The organism is Raineyella fluvialis, assembly GCF_009646095.1.
Taxonomy (GTDB): domain Bacteria; phylum Actinomycetota; class Actinomycetes; order Propionibacteriales; family Propionibacteriaceae; genus Raineyella; species Raineyella fluvialis.
Window position 1 is genome coordinate 998,862 of sequence record NZ_CP045725.1, and the last position, 15,948, is coordinate 1,014,809.

Below are 15,948 nucleotides of genomic sequence, written 5' to 3' on the forward strand. Positions count from 1 at the left end.
TCAGGGCTCCACATCAGGGGCCCCTGATCCCAAGGACATCAGATGACCAGCGGAACCATCGTCCCCATCCTCGTCGTCGTCCTGGTCCTCCTGTTGCTGGCGGCCTCGATCCGGGTCCTGCCCGAGTACCAGCGCGGCATCGTCTTCCGCCTGGGTCGCGTACGCCCCGTCTACAACGCTGGGTTGCGCCTCCTCATCCCCTGGGTGGACCGGCTGGTCCGGGTGGACCTACGCGTCATCACCCACACCATCCCGGCCCAGGAGATCATCACCAACGACAACGTGTCCGCCCGGGTCAACGCCGTGGTGCTGTTCCGGGTGATCGATCCGGCGAAGGCGATCCTCGAGGTCGAACAGTTCCAGGTCGCCACCTCCCAGATCGCCCAGACCACACTGCGCTCACTGCTGGGCCGGGTCGACCTCGACCAGCTGCTGGCCCACCGCGAGGACCTCAACGTGGACCTACGGGCACGGATGGATGAGCGTACGAAGCCCTGGGGCGTCGAGGTGCGGGTCGTCGAGATCAAGGACGTCGAGCTGCCGGAGAGCATGCAGCGGGCGATGGCCCGCCAGGCCGAGGCCGAGCGTGAGCGGCGCGCCAAGGTGATCAATGCCCATGGCGAGCTGCAGGCATCGGAGGAGCTGCGCCGCGCGGCCGACACCCTCTCGGCGAGTCCCGCCTCGATCCAGCTGCGCTACCTGCAGACGCTGCTCGAGGTCGGCGCCGATCAGAACTCGACCATCATCTTCCCGATGCCGATCGATCTGCTGGCGCCGTTCATGGGGCAGTCCCGGACATGGCCGGTGGGCTTCGCACCCCACACCGCAGGTCCGCAGACCACCCCGGAGGACGCGCGGCAGGAGCCCGGTACAGCCTGACGGCGCCGATTGTGCCCTTGTCGTGCTTGTGGGGTAGGTCACATCGTTCTAGCTTTGGGACAGGGCGAGTCACCCGTGCGGATGCGGCCCTGAGGAGGAAGCGATGAATGCGAGGCTCTTCGGCGCGGCTGCGGTCCTGTCCGCGGCCTTGGTGACGCTCTCCGGCTGCGGATCGGGCGGCTCCTCCTCGGGAGGCTATGGGGCAGGGGGCGGCGCGACTGCCTCGGCCTCAGCCTCAGCCACTACATCGGCCTCGGCTTCCGCCTCCACGTCGGCGGCGGCCAGCACGGCCGGTCTCAAGGTCGCCGACTCCTCGCTCGGCAAGATCGTGGTGGCCGACAACGGGATGACCGTGTACCAGTTCACCAAGGACGTGAAGGACTCCGGCAAGAGCAGTTGCACCGGCGGCTGTCTCAAAGCCTGGCCGCCCGTCCTCACCACCCAGGCCACCCCGGCCCTCCAGGGCATCACCGGCACGGTGGGCACCATCACCACCCCGGAGGGCGCCAAGCAGGTCACCCTCAACGGCCTGCCGCTGTACTACTGGGCCTCCGACACCAAACCGGGTGACACGACAGGGCAGGGCGTCCAGGGCGTATGGTACGTCGTCTCCCCGTCCGGCTCGATGATGAAGTGAGTCCGATGCCGACCCCCGCCTCCGACGACTCCATCCGCGACCGTCTGGACGCCGCCGTCCCCCAGGCGCTGCGGGAGAACGACCAGCCCGCGGTCGAGGCCGCCGAGGAGACGATCGGCGTCATCGAGAGCGCCGCCGAGGCGGCGGTCGGCCCGCTGACCGAGGCCGAGATGTTCGCGATCGTGGTGGCCGAGGCCGCGGCCCGTGAATCGCTCGCCGCCGAGAAGCGCGCTGCCGGTGACACGGCCGCGGCGGATCGTCTGATCGCTCAAGCGACCTACCTGCGGGAGTTCACCGCCTGAACCGGGTCACTCCAGCCCCGGCACCACGCACACCAGGCACGGCGCCTCGCGCAGGACCCGATCGGCGGTCGACCCGAGCACGGCCCGGACGAATCCCCCGCGGCCGCGCGATCCGATCACGAGCGCACGGACGGACTCCCCCTCGGCGAGGGCGACCAGCGCGTCGGCGGCGTCCTCGCCGACCAGGGGGAGGAACTCGGTGTCCGGCACCTGCAGGGCGGTGGCGGCCGCCACCAGGATCTGCTCGGCCTCGTCGGCCTGGCGACGTTCCACCAACTCCTCGAAAGCCCCTTCCCCGACGGACCGTGGCGGCCCCACGACAGTGGCCACCGCCAGCGGCAGATCACGCGCCAGCAGCGGCACGACAGCCGCCCCGGCACGGACCGAGCGCTCCGAGCCGTCCACGCAGACCACCACGGGACCGGCGGGCGGCGCCTCGACCTCTCCGCCGCCGACCAGGACCGGACACGGCGCGTGCCGGACAAGGTGCTCCGAGAACGAGCCGAGGACGAGGCGGGCGGCCCCACCCAGCCCTCGGGAACCGACGATAACCAGAGCCGCCCCGACCGCTGCGAGGTGATCGACCACGACGGGACCGGGCGGCCCCACCAGCACCCGTACGGACTCCGGCGCCAGCCCCAACCGCCCGGCGATGCCGACGCCGACCTCCCGGCCGGACTCCCGGGCCTCCTCGCGCGCCGCCGCCAGGTCGGTGGCGACGAACGCGGTGCTGAACGACCCGCCCGGCATAGGGCCGGGCACGCCCGGGTCGAGGATGATGTCAGGGACCGCCGTGACGACCTGGATCGTCCAGCGCGACCGGTCGAGCAGCGACAGGCCGGCCTCGATCGCCGCCAACGAAACATCTGAACCGTCCGTGCAGCAGACCACCGTGTCGCTCATGCCGACCTCCTCGTCGCCAGGCTCTGTGCTCCCAAGGTAGCGCCGCGCATCGTCCCGCAGCACGGGACAAATGGACCTATTATTCCTACATCTTTAGGGGTGCATTGACTCGACTTATATGTGCTTCTAGGGTCGAGTCACGACGAGCCGGAGCCCACCCACCATGTCGAGGAGTGACATGACCACCATCCTGACCAGACCCGATGTCGCATCCGCGACGCCGATTCCCGTCACCGTACGCCCGAGGGGCGCCGCGACGTCCTCCAGCGCCGACCAGGTTGTCCGGCGGCACCGCGATCGCCATCGCCATCGCATGGCCCCGCCGCGATGGCTGAGCCTCCTCGTGCTGGTCCTCGGCTGGCAGGTGACCGGGAGCACCGGTCTCCTGCCGGGCGACGTCCTCGCGACGCCGGCCACCATCGCCGCCACCGCCTGGCAACTGCTGACCAACGGCCAGCTCATCGACGCGCTCGGTGTCTCCCTGGGCCGGGTCGGCATCGGTCTGGTCACCGGCCTGCTGGCGGGCACGGTGCTGGGGCTGCTCACCGGCCTGTCCCGGTGGGGAGACGCCCTCGTCGATCCGCCGCTGCAGGCGCTGCGTACGCTTCCCCATCTGGGCCTGGTGCCGCTGTTCATCCTGTGGTTCGGGATCGGTGAGTTCCCCAAGGTCCTGCTCATCGCCCTGGGTGTGATGTTCCCGATCTACCTCAACCTGCACAGCGCCGTGCGTGGCGTGGACCGCGCGCTGCTCGAGGTGGCCGCCGTCAACGGGCTGGGCCGGTGGCGTACTCTCCGCGAGGTCATCCTCCCCTCGGTCACCGCGCCGTGGCTGGTGGCGCTGCGGCAAGCGCTGGCCATCGCCTGGCTGACGCTGATCGTCTCCGAACAGGTCAACGCCAGCGCCGGTCTCGGCTACCTGATCAACAACGCCCGCGACTTCCTGCAGACCGACGTGATCGTGGTCGGGCTGGTGGTCTATGCGGTCCTCGGTCTGGTCTCCGACGGAATCGTCCGGGGCGCCGAACACCGCTTCCTCGCCTGGCGCGCAGGGACGGTGCTGCGATGACCCCGACTCTGCCCGGCACGTCTCTGCCCCGCACCGACCTGCCGCCCACCACGGTCTCCCTGCGTTCGGTCAGCCGCCGCTACGGGAAGTCCACCGTCCTCGACGGTCTGGACCTCGACATCGGCGCCGGGGACTTCGTCGCCCTCCTCGGCCGCTCGGGCTCGGGCAAGTCGACCCTGCTGCGGGCGCTCGCCGGTCTCGATGCCGAGGCGACCGGCACCGTCGAGGTCACCGGTGCGACCTCGGTCGCGTTCCAGCAGCCGCGCCTGCTGCCGTGGCGCCGGGTGTGGCAGAACGTCGTCCTGGGGCTTCCCCGCACGGCCGCCACCCGGGAGCGGGCCGCGGCCGCCCTGGCCGAGGTCGACCTCGCCGGCTACGGCGAGCGCTGGCCGGCGACCCTGTCCGGCGGCCAGGCCCAGCGGGTCTCCCTGGCCCGGGCCCTTGTCCGCGAGCCGGCGCTGCTCCTCCTGGACGAACCCTTCGGCGCCCTCGACGCCCTCACCCGGCTGGCGATGCATGACGTCCTCGAGGAGCTGTGGCGCCGCCACCGGTTCGCCGTGCTCCTCGTCACCCATGACGTGGACGAGGCGGTCCGGCTCGCCGATCGTCTCCTCGTCCTGCGGGACGGCCGCATCCAGGCCGACCACCGCAACCCCACCGACCGGCCCCGTACCCGCGCGGCCACCGCAGACCTGCGCCAGCAGGTCCTCACCGATCTGGGAGTGACCCACCATGACTGACCTCCGACAACGACACCGCGCGCCGCTGGCCCTGGTCGTCCTGATGCTCGCCACGCTGCTCTCGGCCTGCAGTGGGGCCCAGGCGACGACGGCCACCCGGACGGTCCCTACGCCCGGGCCGGTGAGCAGCGCCGATCTGGCCGGCGTCACCCTCAAGGTCGGGGACCAGAAGGCCGGGCTCCAGGCCCTCCTCAAGGCCTCCGGGCAGGACAAGGACCTGCCGTACGCCGTCGAGTGGTCCACCTTCACCGCCGGGCCGCCGCTGCTCGAGGCCGCCGCGTCCGGTGCGATCGACGTCGGCACGGTGGGCAACACGCCACCGATCTTCGCCGGTGCGGCGAAGTCCCCGGTCTCGATCGTCTCGGCCAGCCGCGGCGAAGGTCAGGGCGACGCGATCCTCGTCGCCAAGGGATCCACCGCCACCTCCCTGGCCGACCTCAAGGGCCGGACGATCGCGGTGACCAAGGGCAGCAGTGCCCATGGCCACCTCCTCCTCGCGCTCCGCAAGGCGGGCCTGCAGCCGAGCGACGTGAAGATCTCCTACGTCTCACCCTCCGACGGCTACGCGGCCCTGAAGAACGGTGCCGCGGACGCCTGGGCGGTCTGGGATCCCTACACCGCGGCGGCGGAGAAGGAGATCGGCGCACGCATCCTCGTCAGCGGCGTCGGGATCGTCAACGGACTCGGCTTCCAGGTGGCGTCCAACCGGTCGCTCGCCGACGCCGGCAAGAACGCGGCCATCGCCGACCTGGTCACCCGGTCGGCCCGTGCGTATCAGTGGTCCGCCAGCCACCCGGACGAGTGGGCCAGGGTCTACAGCTCCGAGACCGGGCTGAGCCTCGACGTCACCACCGTCCAGGCCCACCGCTCCATCAAGCGCCCGATCACCCTCGACCCGGAGGCGATCCGCAGCTCCCAGGACCTCACCGACGCCCTCGCGTCGGGCGGGTTCATCCCCGCCAGCTTCGACGTCAGCACCATCGTCGACCATCGCTACGACGCGGCCGTCGCCGCCGTCATCGGAAAGGCCTGAGCATGTCCATCAGTCTCCATTGGTTCCTCACCTCGAGCGGCGACATCCGCCCGGTCCCCCACCGCGGCGAGACCGCCCTCGGCCTCTTCCCCAGTGCGGGCGGGGCCGGTGGGCGTCCGGGCCGTCGGCCCGCCGGCTTCCGGGAGCCCGACATCGAGTACCTGGCCCAGCAGGCCCGGGCAGCCGATGCCCTCGGCTTCACCGCGGTGCTGACACCCACCGGCACGGTCTGCGAGGACGCGTGGCTCACCGCCGCCGCACTGGCCCGCGAGACGGAGCGGCTGAAGTTCCTGGTCGCCTTCCGCCCCGGTCTGATGTCGCCGACGTTGTCCGCGCAGATGGCGGCCACCCTGCAACGCCAGTCCCGTGGCCGGCTGCTGCTCAACGTCGTGACCGGCGACGACGCGGAGCAGCCACGCTTCGGTGACTGGCTGGCGAAGGATGAGCGGTATGCCCGTACCGACGAATTCCTCGAGGTCGTCCGCGGCGTCTGGTCCGGTGAGCCGTACAGCTTCGAGGGAGACCATTACCGGATCCGTGACGCCGGTCTGCTCGCGGCGCCCGACCCCGTCCCGCCGCTCTACTTCGGCGGCTCCAGCGACGCCGCGCTCCCGGTGGCGGGTCGGCACGCGGACGTCTACCTGACCTGGGGCGAGCCGCCCGCCCAGGCACGGGAGAAGATCGAGCGGGTACGTAGGGAGGCGCAGAAGGCCGGTCGTGGTGACCGGATCCGCTTCGGGATCCGCTTCCACGTCTTCACCCGGGACACCTCCGCGGCCGCCTGGGCCGAGGCCCAACGCTTCCTCGACGCTCTCGACCCGGAGGACATCCGCCGGACCCAGGAGATCCTGCGCCGCAACACGTCGGTGGGCCAGCAGCGGATGCTGGCGTTGCACGGCGACAGCAAGGACGGCGATCTCGAGGTCTATCCGAACGTGTGGGCCGGCATCGGCCTCGCGCGGGGTCACGCCGGCACCGCCCTGGTCGGCAGTCACGACGAGGTCGCCGATCGCATCGAGGAGTACCACCGGGCCGGTATCGACGAGTTCATCTTCTCCGGCTACCCGAACCTGGAGGAGTCGTACTGGTTCGGTGAGAACGTCATCCCGCGGCTGCGCGACCGCGGCCTGCTCGACGAGGTGCTCGACGAGGCCGGGGACGAGTTGCGTGTCCTCACCGCCGCCGCTTCCTGACCGGTCGGCACGACGAAGGGCCGGGTGGGCACCGTACGGGGGTGCCCACCCGGCCCTTCGGTCATCGGGCCGCCGATTCCGTCGGACAGGGCGCTCGGCGGGGTCGTACGTTGGATCCCATCCAGCGGCTCCGGCGCCCGGCCGGACCGGCCCAGCCATGGAGGCGGCATGGACGCAGCGACGCCCCGCATTCCCGCGGTCCCCGAGACGATGAGGGCGTACGGTTTCGCCCGCTACGGCGGCCCCGAGGTCGAGGAGTACTTCGCCGCCCCCGTACCGGTCCCGGGCAGCGGCCAGGTGCTGGTGCAGGTCCTCGCGGCCGGCCTCAACCCCGCGGACATCAAGGTCCGGGCCGGGAAACGTGCCGGCGTCTTCGACGTGGTCTTCCCGATGGCGATGGGCCGGGAAGCCGCCGGCGCGGTCGTGGCCCTGGGGCCCGACGTGGAGGGTCTCACGGTCGGGGAGCGTGTCTTCGGCAGCCCGGTCGCCGGCGTCGGAACGCTGGCCGAGTACGTCCTCCTCGACGCCGCGGCGACGGCACCGGTGCCCGCCTCGCTGACGATCACCGAGGCCGCCTGCGTCCCGGTGGCCGTGGGCACGACCCTCGATGTCTTCGATCACCTGCTCGTCACCGCCGGGGATGGCCTCCTCGTCCTCGGTGCCGGCGGTGGCGTCGGCTCCGCTGCCTGTCAACTCGGCGTGGCCCGGGGACTGCGGGTGGTCGGCGTGGCGTCGGCGGCCAAGCAGGACCTGGTGGCGGGCTTCGGTGCCCATCCCGTCGTCAGCGGCGAGGGCTGGGTGGATCGTGCCCGGGCGGCTTTGGACGGGCCGGTGGTGGCTGTCCTCGACCTGGTCGGGGGCGAGGTGCTGCACGAGGCCTTCCGTCTGTGTGGTGACGAGACCCAGTTGGTGAGTATCGCCGATCCTGTCCAGGCCGGGCAGGTGGGCGGCACGGGGGTGGTGCGTCGCCGGACCAGCGAGGCGTACGCGGCCGCGGCCCAATTGATCGCTGACGGGGCGGTACGCCCGGTCATACGTACGGAGCCCTTCTCACACGCTCGCGAGGCGTACGCCGAGATCGAGACCGGGCACACCACGGGCAAGATCGTCGTGATCTTCGACGCCGACTGACCGGGGCGCCACCCGTCGGTCAGGGCAGTTCGCGATGCTTGGCCCGGGTGAAGGCGTAGATCCCGTACGCGACGAGCCCCAGCGCCACCACTGACAGGAGCAGCCGCCCCAGTGGCAGGCCCAACAGCGCCCGCAAGGCACCGTCCATCCCGGATGCCTTCTGAGGGTCGTGGGTCGCGACCGCCACCCAGAAGAGCGCACCGACGACGAGCAGAGCGACGCCCTTGGCGACGTAGCCGAGGATGGCGACCAGCACGACCGCACTGCTGGGCTGGTGCCGCAGGTCGTCGCGGTACTTGCCGGTCACGCCCTTGTAGATGTGGAAGCCGCCGATGATGACGACGACCAGCCCCACCACGACGACAAGGACCGTCCCCGCCGCGTTACCCATCATGGCCGCCGTGATGTCCTTGCTGCGCTGCGAGCTCGAGGACTGACCACCAGTGGCCACCAGCGCGGCGCCCACACCGAGAACGGCGTACACCACGGTCAGGGAGGCGAATCTCAGCGCATCCTTCAGTTCATGGCGAGCCAGAAACGCCTGCAACAGGTTCCACAGGCCCAACAGGAACAGACCGGCCGCCAGCACGCCGAGCAGGATCACCCCCGCGGTGGTCGAGGCAAGCGCCTGAAAGGCGCCCGACTGGTCGGCCTCCCCGTGGTACTGCCCCCAGGCGAGCCGCAGGGCCAGCCAGGCCATCAGAAGATGCAGCACGCCGCTGGCCGCGAAGCCGGCGCGTGCGCCGTTCTCGACCACAGGGTTGTCAGCCGCCTTGCGGGCCCCATCTTGAGCGGTCATGGTCAAGTAGTACCCCACTGACCCCGACATGTCGACGGTCCGGACCCGTCCGCGTTCGCGGCGTGGAAACCTCTCGAGGGGGACAAGGTCCGTAATTGCAGAGCGGGCCGACACCTGTGAGGGTGTCGGCCCGCTCTGTTACACCACCCCGAGGGGTGGTGTGTGTTGTCCGGCGATGTCCTAGTCTCCCACACACTCCCGTGTGCAGTACCATCGGCGCTGGAAGGCTTGACTTCCGGGTTCGGAATGTGGCCGGGTATTTCCCTTCCGCCATGATCACCGTAACACTGTCGAAACAGTTTCACACTATTCAACTGTCACCACCCCGCCCTTACGGGTTGGGTGGCCAGGAACCGTGTGTTTGTGTTCCGGGAACAACATAGTGGACGCGAGTCTTTGCAGCATATTTTCTTGGTGTGTAAGGTAAGCCCTCGGCCTATTAGTATCGGTCAGCTCCACCCATTTCTAGGCTTCCACATCCGACCTATCAACCCAGTCGTCTACTGGGGGCCTTACCAAAAAGTGGGAGTCCTCATCTTGAAGCGTGCTTCCCGCTTAGATGCTTTCAGCGGTTATCACTTCCCAACGTAGCCAACCAGCCATGCTCTTGGCAGAACAACTGGCACACCAGAGGTTGGTCCGTCCCGGTCCTCTCGTACTAAGGACAGCCCTTCTCAAGACTCCTACGCGCACAGCGGATAGGGACCGAACTGTCTCACGACGTTCTGAACCCAGCTCGCGTGCCGCTTTAATGGGCGAACAGCCCAACCCTTGGGACCGACTCCAGCCCCAGGATGCGACGAGCCGACATCGAGGTGCCAAACCATGCCGTCGCTATGGACGCTCGGGCAAGATCAGCCTGTTATCCCCGGGGTACCTTTTATCCGTTGAGTGACGGCGCTTCCACACGCCACCGTCAGATCACTAGTCCCGACTTTCGTCCCTGCTCGACCCGTCAGTCTCACAGTCAAGCTCCCTTGTGCACTTACACTCGACACCTGATTGCCAACCAGGCTGAGGGAACCTTTGGGCGCCTCCGTTACTCTTTGGGAGGCGACCGCCCCAGTCAAACTACCCATCAGGCACTGTCCCTGAACCAGATCATGGTCCGAGGTTAGATAACCAGAACAACCAGAGTGGTATTTCAACAATGACTCCACAACCACTGGCGTGGCCGCTTCAACGTCTCCCACCTATCCTACACAAGCTGTACCGATCACCAATACCAAACTATAGTAAAGGTCCCGGGGTCTTTCCGTCCTGCTGCGCGTAACGAGCATCTTTACTCGTAGTGCAATTTCACCGAGTTCGTGGTTGAGACAGTGCCCGAGTCGTTACTCCATTCGTGCAGGTCGGAACTTACCCGACAAGGAATTTCGCTACCTTAGGATGGTTATAGTTACCACCGCCGTTTACTGGGGCTTAAGTTCAGTGCTTCACCGAAGTTGACACGTCCCCTTAACCTTCCAGCACCGGGCAGGAGTCAGTCCGTATACATCGTCTTACGACTTGGCACGGACCTGTGTTTTTGATAAACAGTCGCTTGGGCCTGGTCTCTGCGGCCATCAACGCTTCACCACGCAAAGGCGGATCACGCATCCGGCCCCCTTATCCCGAAGTTACGGGGGTATTTTGCCGAGTTCCTTAACCACGATTCTCTCGATCGCCTTAGTATTCTCTACTCATCCACCTGTGTCGGTTTAGGGTACGGGCGGCTCATGACATCGCTCACGAAGCTTTTCTCGGCAGCATAGGATCACCCACACCACCACACGAATGTGGCAGTGGCATCAGGTCTCAGACACACAAGGCACGGATTTACCTATACCTCGTCCTACACCTTTACCCTGGGACAACCACCGCCCAGGATGGGCTACCTTCCTGCGTCACTCCGTAGCTTGCCTACTACACGTCTGGGTCGCAGAGTCACTGAACCCGGCCACCCGAAGGTGACATGGGAACAGCTTCCGTGCTCAGCATCGCGCGCCTCGGCAGGGGCGCCATTACACCGGTACGGGAATATCAACCCGTTGTCCATCGACTACGCCTGTCGGCCTCGCCTTAGGTCCCGACTTACCCAGGGCAGATTAGCTTGACCCTGGAACCCTTGGATATTCGGCGGACGGGTTTCTCACCCGTCATTCGCTACTCATGCCTGCATTCTCACTCGCGCACACTCCACGGCCGGGTCACCCCGCCGCTTCACCACGTGCACGACGCTCCCCTACCCATCCACAACTAGTGTGAATGCCATAGCTTCGGCGGATTACTTAAGCCCCGCTGAATTGTCGGCGCAGAATCACTTGACCAGTGAGCTATTACGCACTCTTTCAAGGGTGGCTGCTTCCAAGCCAACCTCCTGGTTGTCACCGCAACTCCACATCCTTTTCCACTTAGTAACCACTTAGGGGCCTTAGCTGATGATCTGGGCTGTTTCCCTCTCGACAATGAAGCTTATCCCCCACTGTCTCACTGCCACGCTCTGGCTTCACCGGCATTCGGAGTTTGGCTGATTTCGGTAAGCTTGTGGGCCCCCTAGACCATCCAGTGCTCTACCTCCGGGAAGAAACACGTGACGCTGCACCTAAATGCATTTCGGGGAGAACCAGCTATCACGTAGTTTGATTGGCCTTTCACCCCTATCCACAGCTCATCCCCCAGTTTTCAACCTAGGTGGGTTCGGTCCTCCACGACGTCTTACCGTCGCTTCAACCTGGCCATGGATAGATCACTACGCTTCGGGTCTAGAGCATGCGACTCAACGCCCTTATCGGACTCGCTTTCGCTACGACTACCCCACACGGGTTAACCTCGCCACACACCACTAACTCGCAGGCTCATTTTTCAATAGGCACGCCGTCACCCTCACAGGCTCCGACGGCTTGTAGGCGACCGGTTTCAGGTACTATTTCACTCCCCTCCCGGGGTACTTTTCACCATTCCCTCACGGTACTGATCCGCTATCGGTCACCAAGGAGTATTTAGGCTTAGCGGGTGGTCCCGCCAGATTCACACGAAATTCCAGGAGTCCCGTGCTACTTGGGAACCGCCCCATGGAGTGCACACCTTACGTCTACAGGGGTATTACCTGCTCTGCCGGACCTTCCCAGAATCCTTCGACTTCAGCGCACATTTTTGACTCCACGACCCGTCGACAGCCAGGTCAAAGACGGCCCCACAACCCCACGCATGCAACCCCTGTCAGGTCTCACACACACGCAGTTTGGCCTCATCCGCGTTCGCTCGCCACTACTTACGGAATCACTTTTGTTTTCTCTTCCTATGGGTACTGAGATGTTTCACTTCCCCACGTTCCCTCCCACTACCCTATAGATTCAGGTAGAGGTCGCTCCACATGACTGGAGACATTCGAGGTTTCCCTATTCGGACATCCCCGGATCACAGCTCGTTTACCAACTCCCCGGGGCTTATCGCAGGTTACAACGTCCTTCATCGGCTCTTGGTGCCAAGGCATCCACCGATCGCCCTTAGTAGCTTTCCCAACACAAATATCAAGAAAATAAATCTACAAAGATGCTCGCGTCCACTATGAAGTTCTCAAAACACAAACAACACCACAACCACACACACGTGCAGATGCAATCCCGTCCAAGACCACCACCCCAAAGGGAGCAGCAGCCGCGTCACGCGGCCGAGGTCTCAGGACCCAACAGTGCGCCCCACCCACCACACCACCCCCGGACCCGAAAGCCCACGGACGCGCAGTGACCCCCGCCAGGCCAACCGGCCCAACGGGAGCAGTCAATGTTCCACCCAGAAAACCCTTACCGGCACGCCGGCCACACCACGTGACCGATCCACCGGCAACCACCCCACCCCCACCCACCAACGCGGGCAGACGCGGAATGTTCTGTTTCGGGCTCCTTAGAAAGGAGGTGATCCAGCCGCACCTTCCGGTACGGCTACCTTGTTACGACTTAGTCCTAATTACCAGCCCCACCTTCGACGACTCCCTCCCCAAAGGGTTGGGCCGCCGGCTTCGGGTGTTGCCGACTTTCATGACTTGACGGGCGGTGTGTACAAGGCCCGGGAACGTATTCACCGCAGCGTTGCTGATCTGCGATTACTAGCGACTCCGACTTCATGGGGTCGAGTTGCAGACCCCAATCCGAACTGAGACCGGCTTTTTGAGATTCGCTCACCCTCACAGGCTCGCAGCTCTTTGTACCGGCCATTGTAGCATGCGTGAAGCCCTGGACATAAGGGGCATGATGACTTGACGTCATCCCCACCTTCCTCCGAGTTGACCCCGGCAGTCTCCTATGAGTCCCCAACCGAATTGCTGGCAACATAGGACAAGGGTTGCGCTCGTTGCGGGACTTAACCCAACATCTCACGACACGAGCTGACGACAGCCATGCACCACCTGTAAACCGGCCCAAAGGGAGGCCACATCTCTGCAGCTTTCCGGCATATGTCAAACCCAGGTAAGGTTCTTCGCGTTGCATCGAATTAATCCGCATGCTCCGCCGCTTGTGCGGGCCCCCGTCAATTCCTTTGAGTTTTAGCCTTGCGGCCGTACTCCCCAGGCGGGGCACTTAATGCGTTAGCTACGGCACGGATCACGTGGAATGTGACCCACACCTAGTGCCCACCGTTTACGGCGTGGACTACCAGGGTATCTAAGCCTGTTTGCTCCCCACGCTTTCGCTTCTCAGCGTCAGGAAATGTCCAGAGAACCGCCTTCGCCACTGGTGTTCCTCCTGATATCTGCGCATTCCACCGCTCCACCAGGAATTCCATTCTCCCCTACATTCCTCTAGTCAGCCCGTATCGAAAGCAAGCTCAGGATTAAGGCCTGAGTTTTCACTTTCGACGTGACAAACCGCCTACAAGCTCTTTACGCCCAATAATTCCGGACAACGCTCGCACCCTACGTATCACCGCGGCTGCTGGCACGTAGTTGGCCGGTGCTTCTTCTGCAGGTACCGTCACAAAAGCTTCGTCCCTGCTGAAAGCGGTTTACAACCCGAAGGCCGTCATCCCGCACGCGGCGTTGCTGCGTCAGGCTTCCGCCCATTGCGCAATATTCCCCACTGCTGCCTCCCGTAGGAGTCTGGGCCGTATCTCAGTCCCAATGTGGCCGGTCACCCTCTCAGGCCGGCTACCCGTCGAAGCCTTGGTGAGCCACTACCTCACCAACAAGCTGATAGGCCGCGAGTCCATCCCCCACCGCCGGAGCTTTCCACCCCCACCCATGCAGGCAGGAGTCATATCCGGTATTAGCCACCATTTCTGGTAGTTATCCCAAAGTGAAGGGCAGGTTACTCACGTGTTACTCACCCGTTCGCCACTCGTGTACCCCGAAGGGCCTTACCGTTCGACTTGCATGTGTTAAGCACGCCGCCAGCGTTCGTCCTGAGCCAGGATCAAACTCTCCATCGAAAAAATATCGCAAAACCCCGAAAGGCTGATGCGTCACAATGAAAAGAGATCTGACAATCCCAGACATAAACTGGTCATTACATATCTCAAAGAAATCCGACCATCACCGAAGCAATGGCCGAGGACAACACAAAAACAACATATTGTGATGTCAGACACCCCACAAAGAGGCGCCTATTTGGCATTGACTAAACAAAGCACACTGTTGAGTTCTCAAACATCGGACACACACCTCACCACCCCGGAACAACCCGGAGCCGCTCGGGGCGACCAGATCAACTTTACTCGGCCGTTCAAGCCCTGTCAAATCCGCATTTCCGCGAACCGAACGGGATGCTCGTACGAGCCCCGGAAACCATCCCTGACTTCCAGGTTTGCCAGCCCGGTTCCCCGTTCCGGCAACTCGCTGAACTATACGGGTCGACCCGGGAAGGGTCAAATCGGTGCACACACCCCTGCCGACGGCCAGTCCGAGCGCCCACAGGAGGTGCCACCGGCCCCTCCGTACGTCCCTGACGCAGGACTGCTACACGCAGGCCCGCCACCTCCCCGCGTCGGGAGGGATGAGGATCGTGAGGAAGCAGCAAGGATTCCGTGCACCCCCGGCTACCTCGGTGGTGTTGGCTCGAGGAGACGGCTCGCCCCCACGGCGCCGACGGGCTACTCCTCCTCACGGGGTAGCGCCGGGAATGCGAGGACGTCGCCGCATGGGGTCGTGGCCACGCTGGGGGGAGCGTTGGTCCACGATCCACGGGGGGCTGGTCAGTGGAGGGATGCGCGAGCGCCCGTGTTCCTCCACTGACCAGCCGAGCCGATGACATCGACCAGCTGATCGGCTTCTCCACCGGTGCCGACGACTACCTCGTCAAACCCGCCAACCCGCGGCTGCTGCTGGCTCGCGTCGCCGCCGTGCTGCGACGTACGGACGGCAGGAGGAGGGCCCAGGAGCCGACCCAGGTCACCCTCGACGGGGTCCGGATCGACCTGGAACGGCGCTCGGTGACCGTCAATGACACCCCCGTCGACCTGACCCGGATCCAGTTCGACCTCCTCGCTGTCCTGGCCGAGAATCCCCAGCGCGTGCTGACCCGCGGCCAACTCGTCGAACGGGTGTGGGGCGACTGGTTCGGCGACGACCATCACCTCGACGTCCATCTCTCCCGGCTGCGGCAGCGGATCAGCGCCGCCGGAGGTCCTCGCGTCGCCCACGCCGTCCGCGGCGTCGGGTTCCGGTTCGTCGACTAGGAGGCCGGCATGCGTACGATCCTCGTCGTCGAAGACGACCTCGACGTCTCGATGCTGCTCGACTACGCCTTCCGCGTCGCAGGGTGGACGGTCCGGACCGCCGCGTCGCTGGCTGAAGCCAGAGCCGCCCTGTCGGAGGAGGGCATCGACCTCGTCCTCACCGACGATCGGCTCGGTGACGGCAGGGCCGAGGACGTCCGCCTCGCCGGGTGCTCTCCCCGTCGTCCTGCTCAGTGCCTCCGTCGACGGCCCGCCGTCCGCTCTGGTGCCGCGCCCGGGCTTCGCCGGGGCCATCACCAAACCGTTCGACGCGGTGCGTCTGGCCGAACTGGTCGGCTCCCTGCTCGGGGACTGAGAGGTCAGCGGATTGGTCGGTCGCCGATCGTCCCGTCACCCTGTCGCCCGAAGGACCAGCCCCGGGCCGTCACACGATCAATAATTGGACCTGCGGACTGAAACGGGAGCGCTATCCGGGGGTGACCAATGGGGGTCTCCGAGCTGCACGCCCTGCGCCTCGTCGGCGACGGGGACAGGGTGGTCGTCCTGGCGCATGGCCTCGGCGGCAACCAACACCAGTGGGATCCGGTGGCCCGCCATCTCGCGGCGCACGCCCG

At 65.6% G+C, this 15,948-nt stretch carries 12 protein-coding genes and 3 rRNA genes; 10 read left to right on the forward strand and 5 right to left on the reverse strand.

Features of this window, described 5'->3' with window-relative positions; all coding sequences use genetic code 11:
- The first annotated feature begins 42 nt into the window (after positions 1-42).
- The 3 genes from Rai3103_RS04600 (at position 43) to Rai3103_RS04610 (ending at position 1,818) form a co-directional block, all read left to right on the forward strand.
- Complete coding sequence (locus Rai3103_RS04600) at positions 43-879, forward strand: slipin family protein (RefSeq protein WP_153571591.1); 837 nt, start codon at positions 43-45, stop codon at positions 877-879.
- Positions 880-982: 103 nt separating this feature from the next.
- Positions 983-1,516, forward strand: a complete 534-nt coding sequence (locus Rai3103_RS04605; protein WP_153571592.1) for a COG4315 family predicted lipoprotein — start codon at positions 983-985, stop codon at positions 1,514-1,516.
- A gap of 5 nt (positions 1,517-1,521) precedes the next feature.
- Entirely contained in the window at positions 1,522-1,818 is a 297-nt protein-coding gene (locus Rai3103_RS04610) for a hypothetical protein (protein ID WP_153571593.1), read from the forward strand.
- Positions 1,819-1,824: 6 nt separating this feature from the next.
- Here the strand turns inward: Rai3103_RS04610 and Rai3103_RS04615 are convergent, their stop codons facing one another.
- Positions 1,825-2,721 carry a universal stress protein gene (locus tag Rai3103_RS04615; RefSeq protein ID WP_153571594.1) on the reverse strand — a complete coding sequence of 299 codons (897 nt, stop codon included), beginning with the start codon at positions 2,719-2,721 and terminating at the stop codon, positions 1,825-1,827.
- 178 nt (positions 2,722-2,899) lie between these two features.
- Between Rai3103_RS04615 and Rai3103_RS04620 the strand changes: the two genes are divergently transcribed.
- The 5 genes from Rai3103_RS04620 (at position 2,900) to Rai3103_RS04640 (ending at position 7,884) form a co-directional block, all read left to right on the forward strand.
- Positions 2,900-3,787: an ABC transporter permease gene (locus Rai3103_RS04620; RefSeq protein ID WP_228489169.1), complete on the forward strand. Its 888-nt coding sequence runs from the start codon at positions 2,900-2,902 to the stop codon at positions 3,785-3,787.
- Positions 3,784-4,527, forward strand: a complete 744-nt coding sequence (locus tag Rai3103_RS04625) for an ABC transporter ATP-binding protein (protein WP_153571596.1) — start codon at positions 3,784-3,786, stop codon at positions 4,525-4,527. The genes Rai3103_RS04620 and Rai3103_RS04625 overlap by 4 nt, the downstream gene beginning before the upstream one ends.
- Entirely contained in the window at positions 4,520-5,560 is a 1,041-nt protein-coding gene (locus tag Rai3103_RS04630; RefSeq protein WP_153571597.1) for an ABC transporter substrate-binding protein, read from the forward strand. Before Rai3103_RS04625 ends, Rai3103_RS04630 begins: the two co-directional genes overlap by 8 nt.
- A 2-nt stretch (positions 5,561-5,562) precedes the next feature.
- Entirely contained in the window at positions 5,563-6,753 is a 1,191-nt protein-coding gene (locus Rai3103_RS04635) for an LLM class flavin-dependent oxidoreductase (RefSeq protein WP_153571598.1), read from the forward strand.
- A 168-nt stretch (positions 6,754-6,921) separates the two neighbouring features.
- Positions 6,922-7,884, forward strand: a complete 963-nt coding sequence (locus Rai3103_RS04640) for an NADP-dependent oxidoreductase (protein ID WP_228489170.1) — start codon at positions 6,922-6,924, stop codon at positions 7,882-7,884.
- A gap of 19 nt (positions 7,885-7,903) precedes the next feature.
- Here the strand turns inward: Rai3103_RS04640 and Rai3103_RS04645 are convergent, their stop codons facing one another.
- The 4 genes from Rai3103_RS04645 to Rai3103_RS04660 all read right to left on the reverse strand — a co-directional run bounded on the left by Rai3103_RS04645 (position 7,904) and on the right by Rai3103_RS04660 (position 14,089).
- Positions 7,904-8,683, reverse strand: coding sequence for a DUF1206 domain-containing protein (locus tag Rai3103_RS04645; RefSeq protein WP_194793267.1), 780 nt, complete (start codon positions 8,681-8,683; stop codon positions 7,904-7,906).
- 167 nt (positions 8,684-8,850) lie between these two features.
- Positions 8,851-8,967, reverse strand: a 5S ribosomal RNA gene (gene rrf, locus Rai3103_RS04650).
- 135 nt (positions 8,968-9,102) lie between these two features.
- Positions 9,103-12,185 (reverse strand): 23S ribosomal RNA (locus Rai3103_RS04655).
- 387 nt (positions 12,186-12,572) lie between these two features.
- Positions 12,573-14,089, reverse strand: a 16S ribosomal RNA gene (locus Rai3103_RS04660).
- Together the 16S, 23S and 5S rRNA genes form the textbook arrangement of a ribosomal RNA operon.
- Positions 14,090-14,854: 765 nt before the next feature.
- Here Rai3103_RS04660 and Rai3103_RS04665 point away from each other — a divergent pair.
- Entirely contained in the window at positions 14,855-15,334 is a 480-nt protein-coding gene (locus Rai3103_RS04665; RefSeq protein ID WP_153571600.1) for a response regulator transcription factor, read from the forward strand.
- A gap of 175 nt (positions 15,335-15,509) precedes the next feature.
- Entirely contained in the window at positions 15,510-15,689 is a 180-nt protein-coding gene (locus tag Rai3103_RS16890) for a response regulator (RefSeq protein WP_194793268.1), read from the forward strand.
- Positions 15,690-15,948 lie beyond the last annotated feature (259 nt).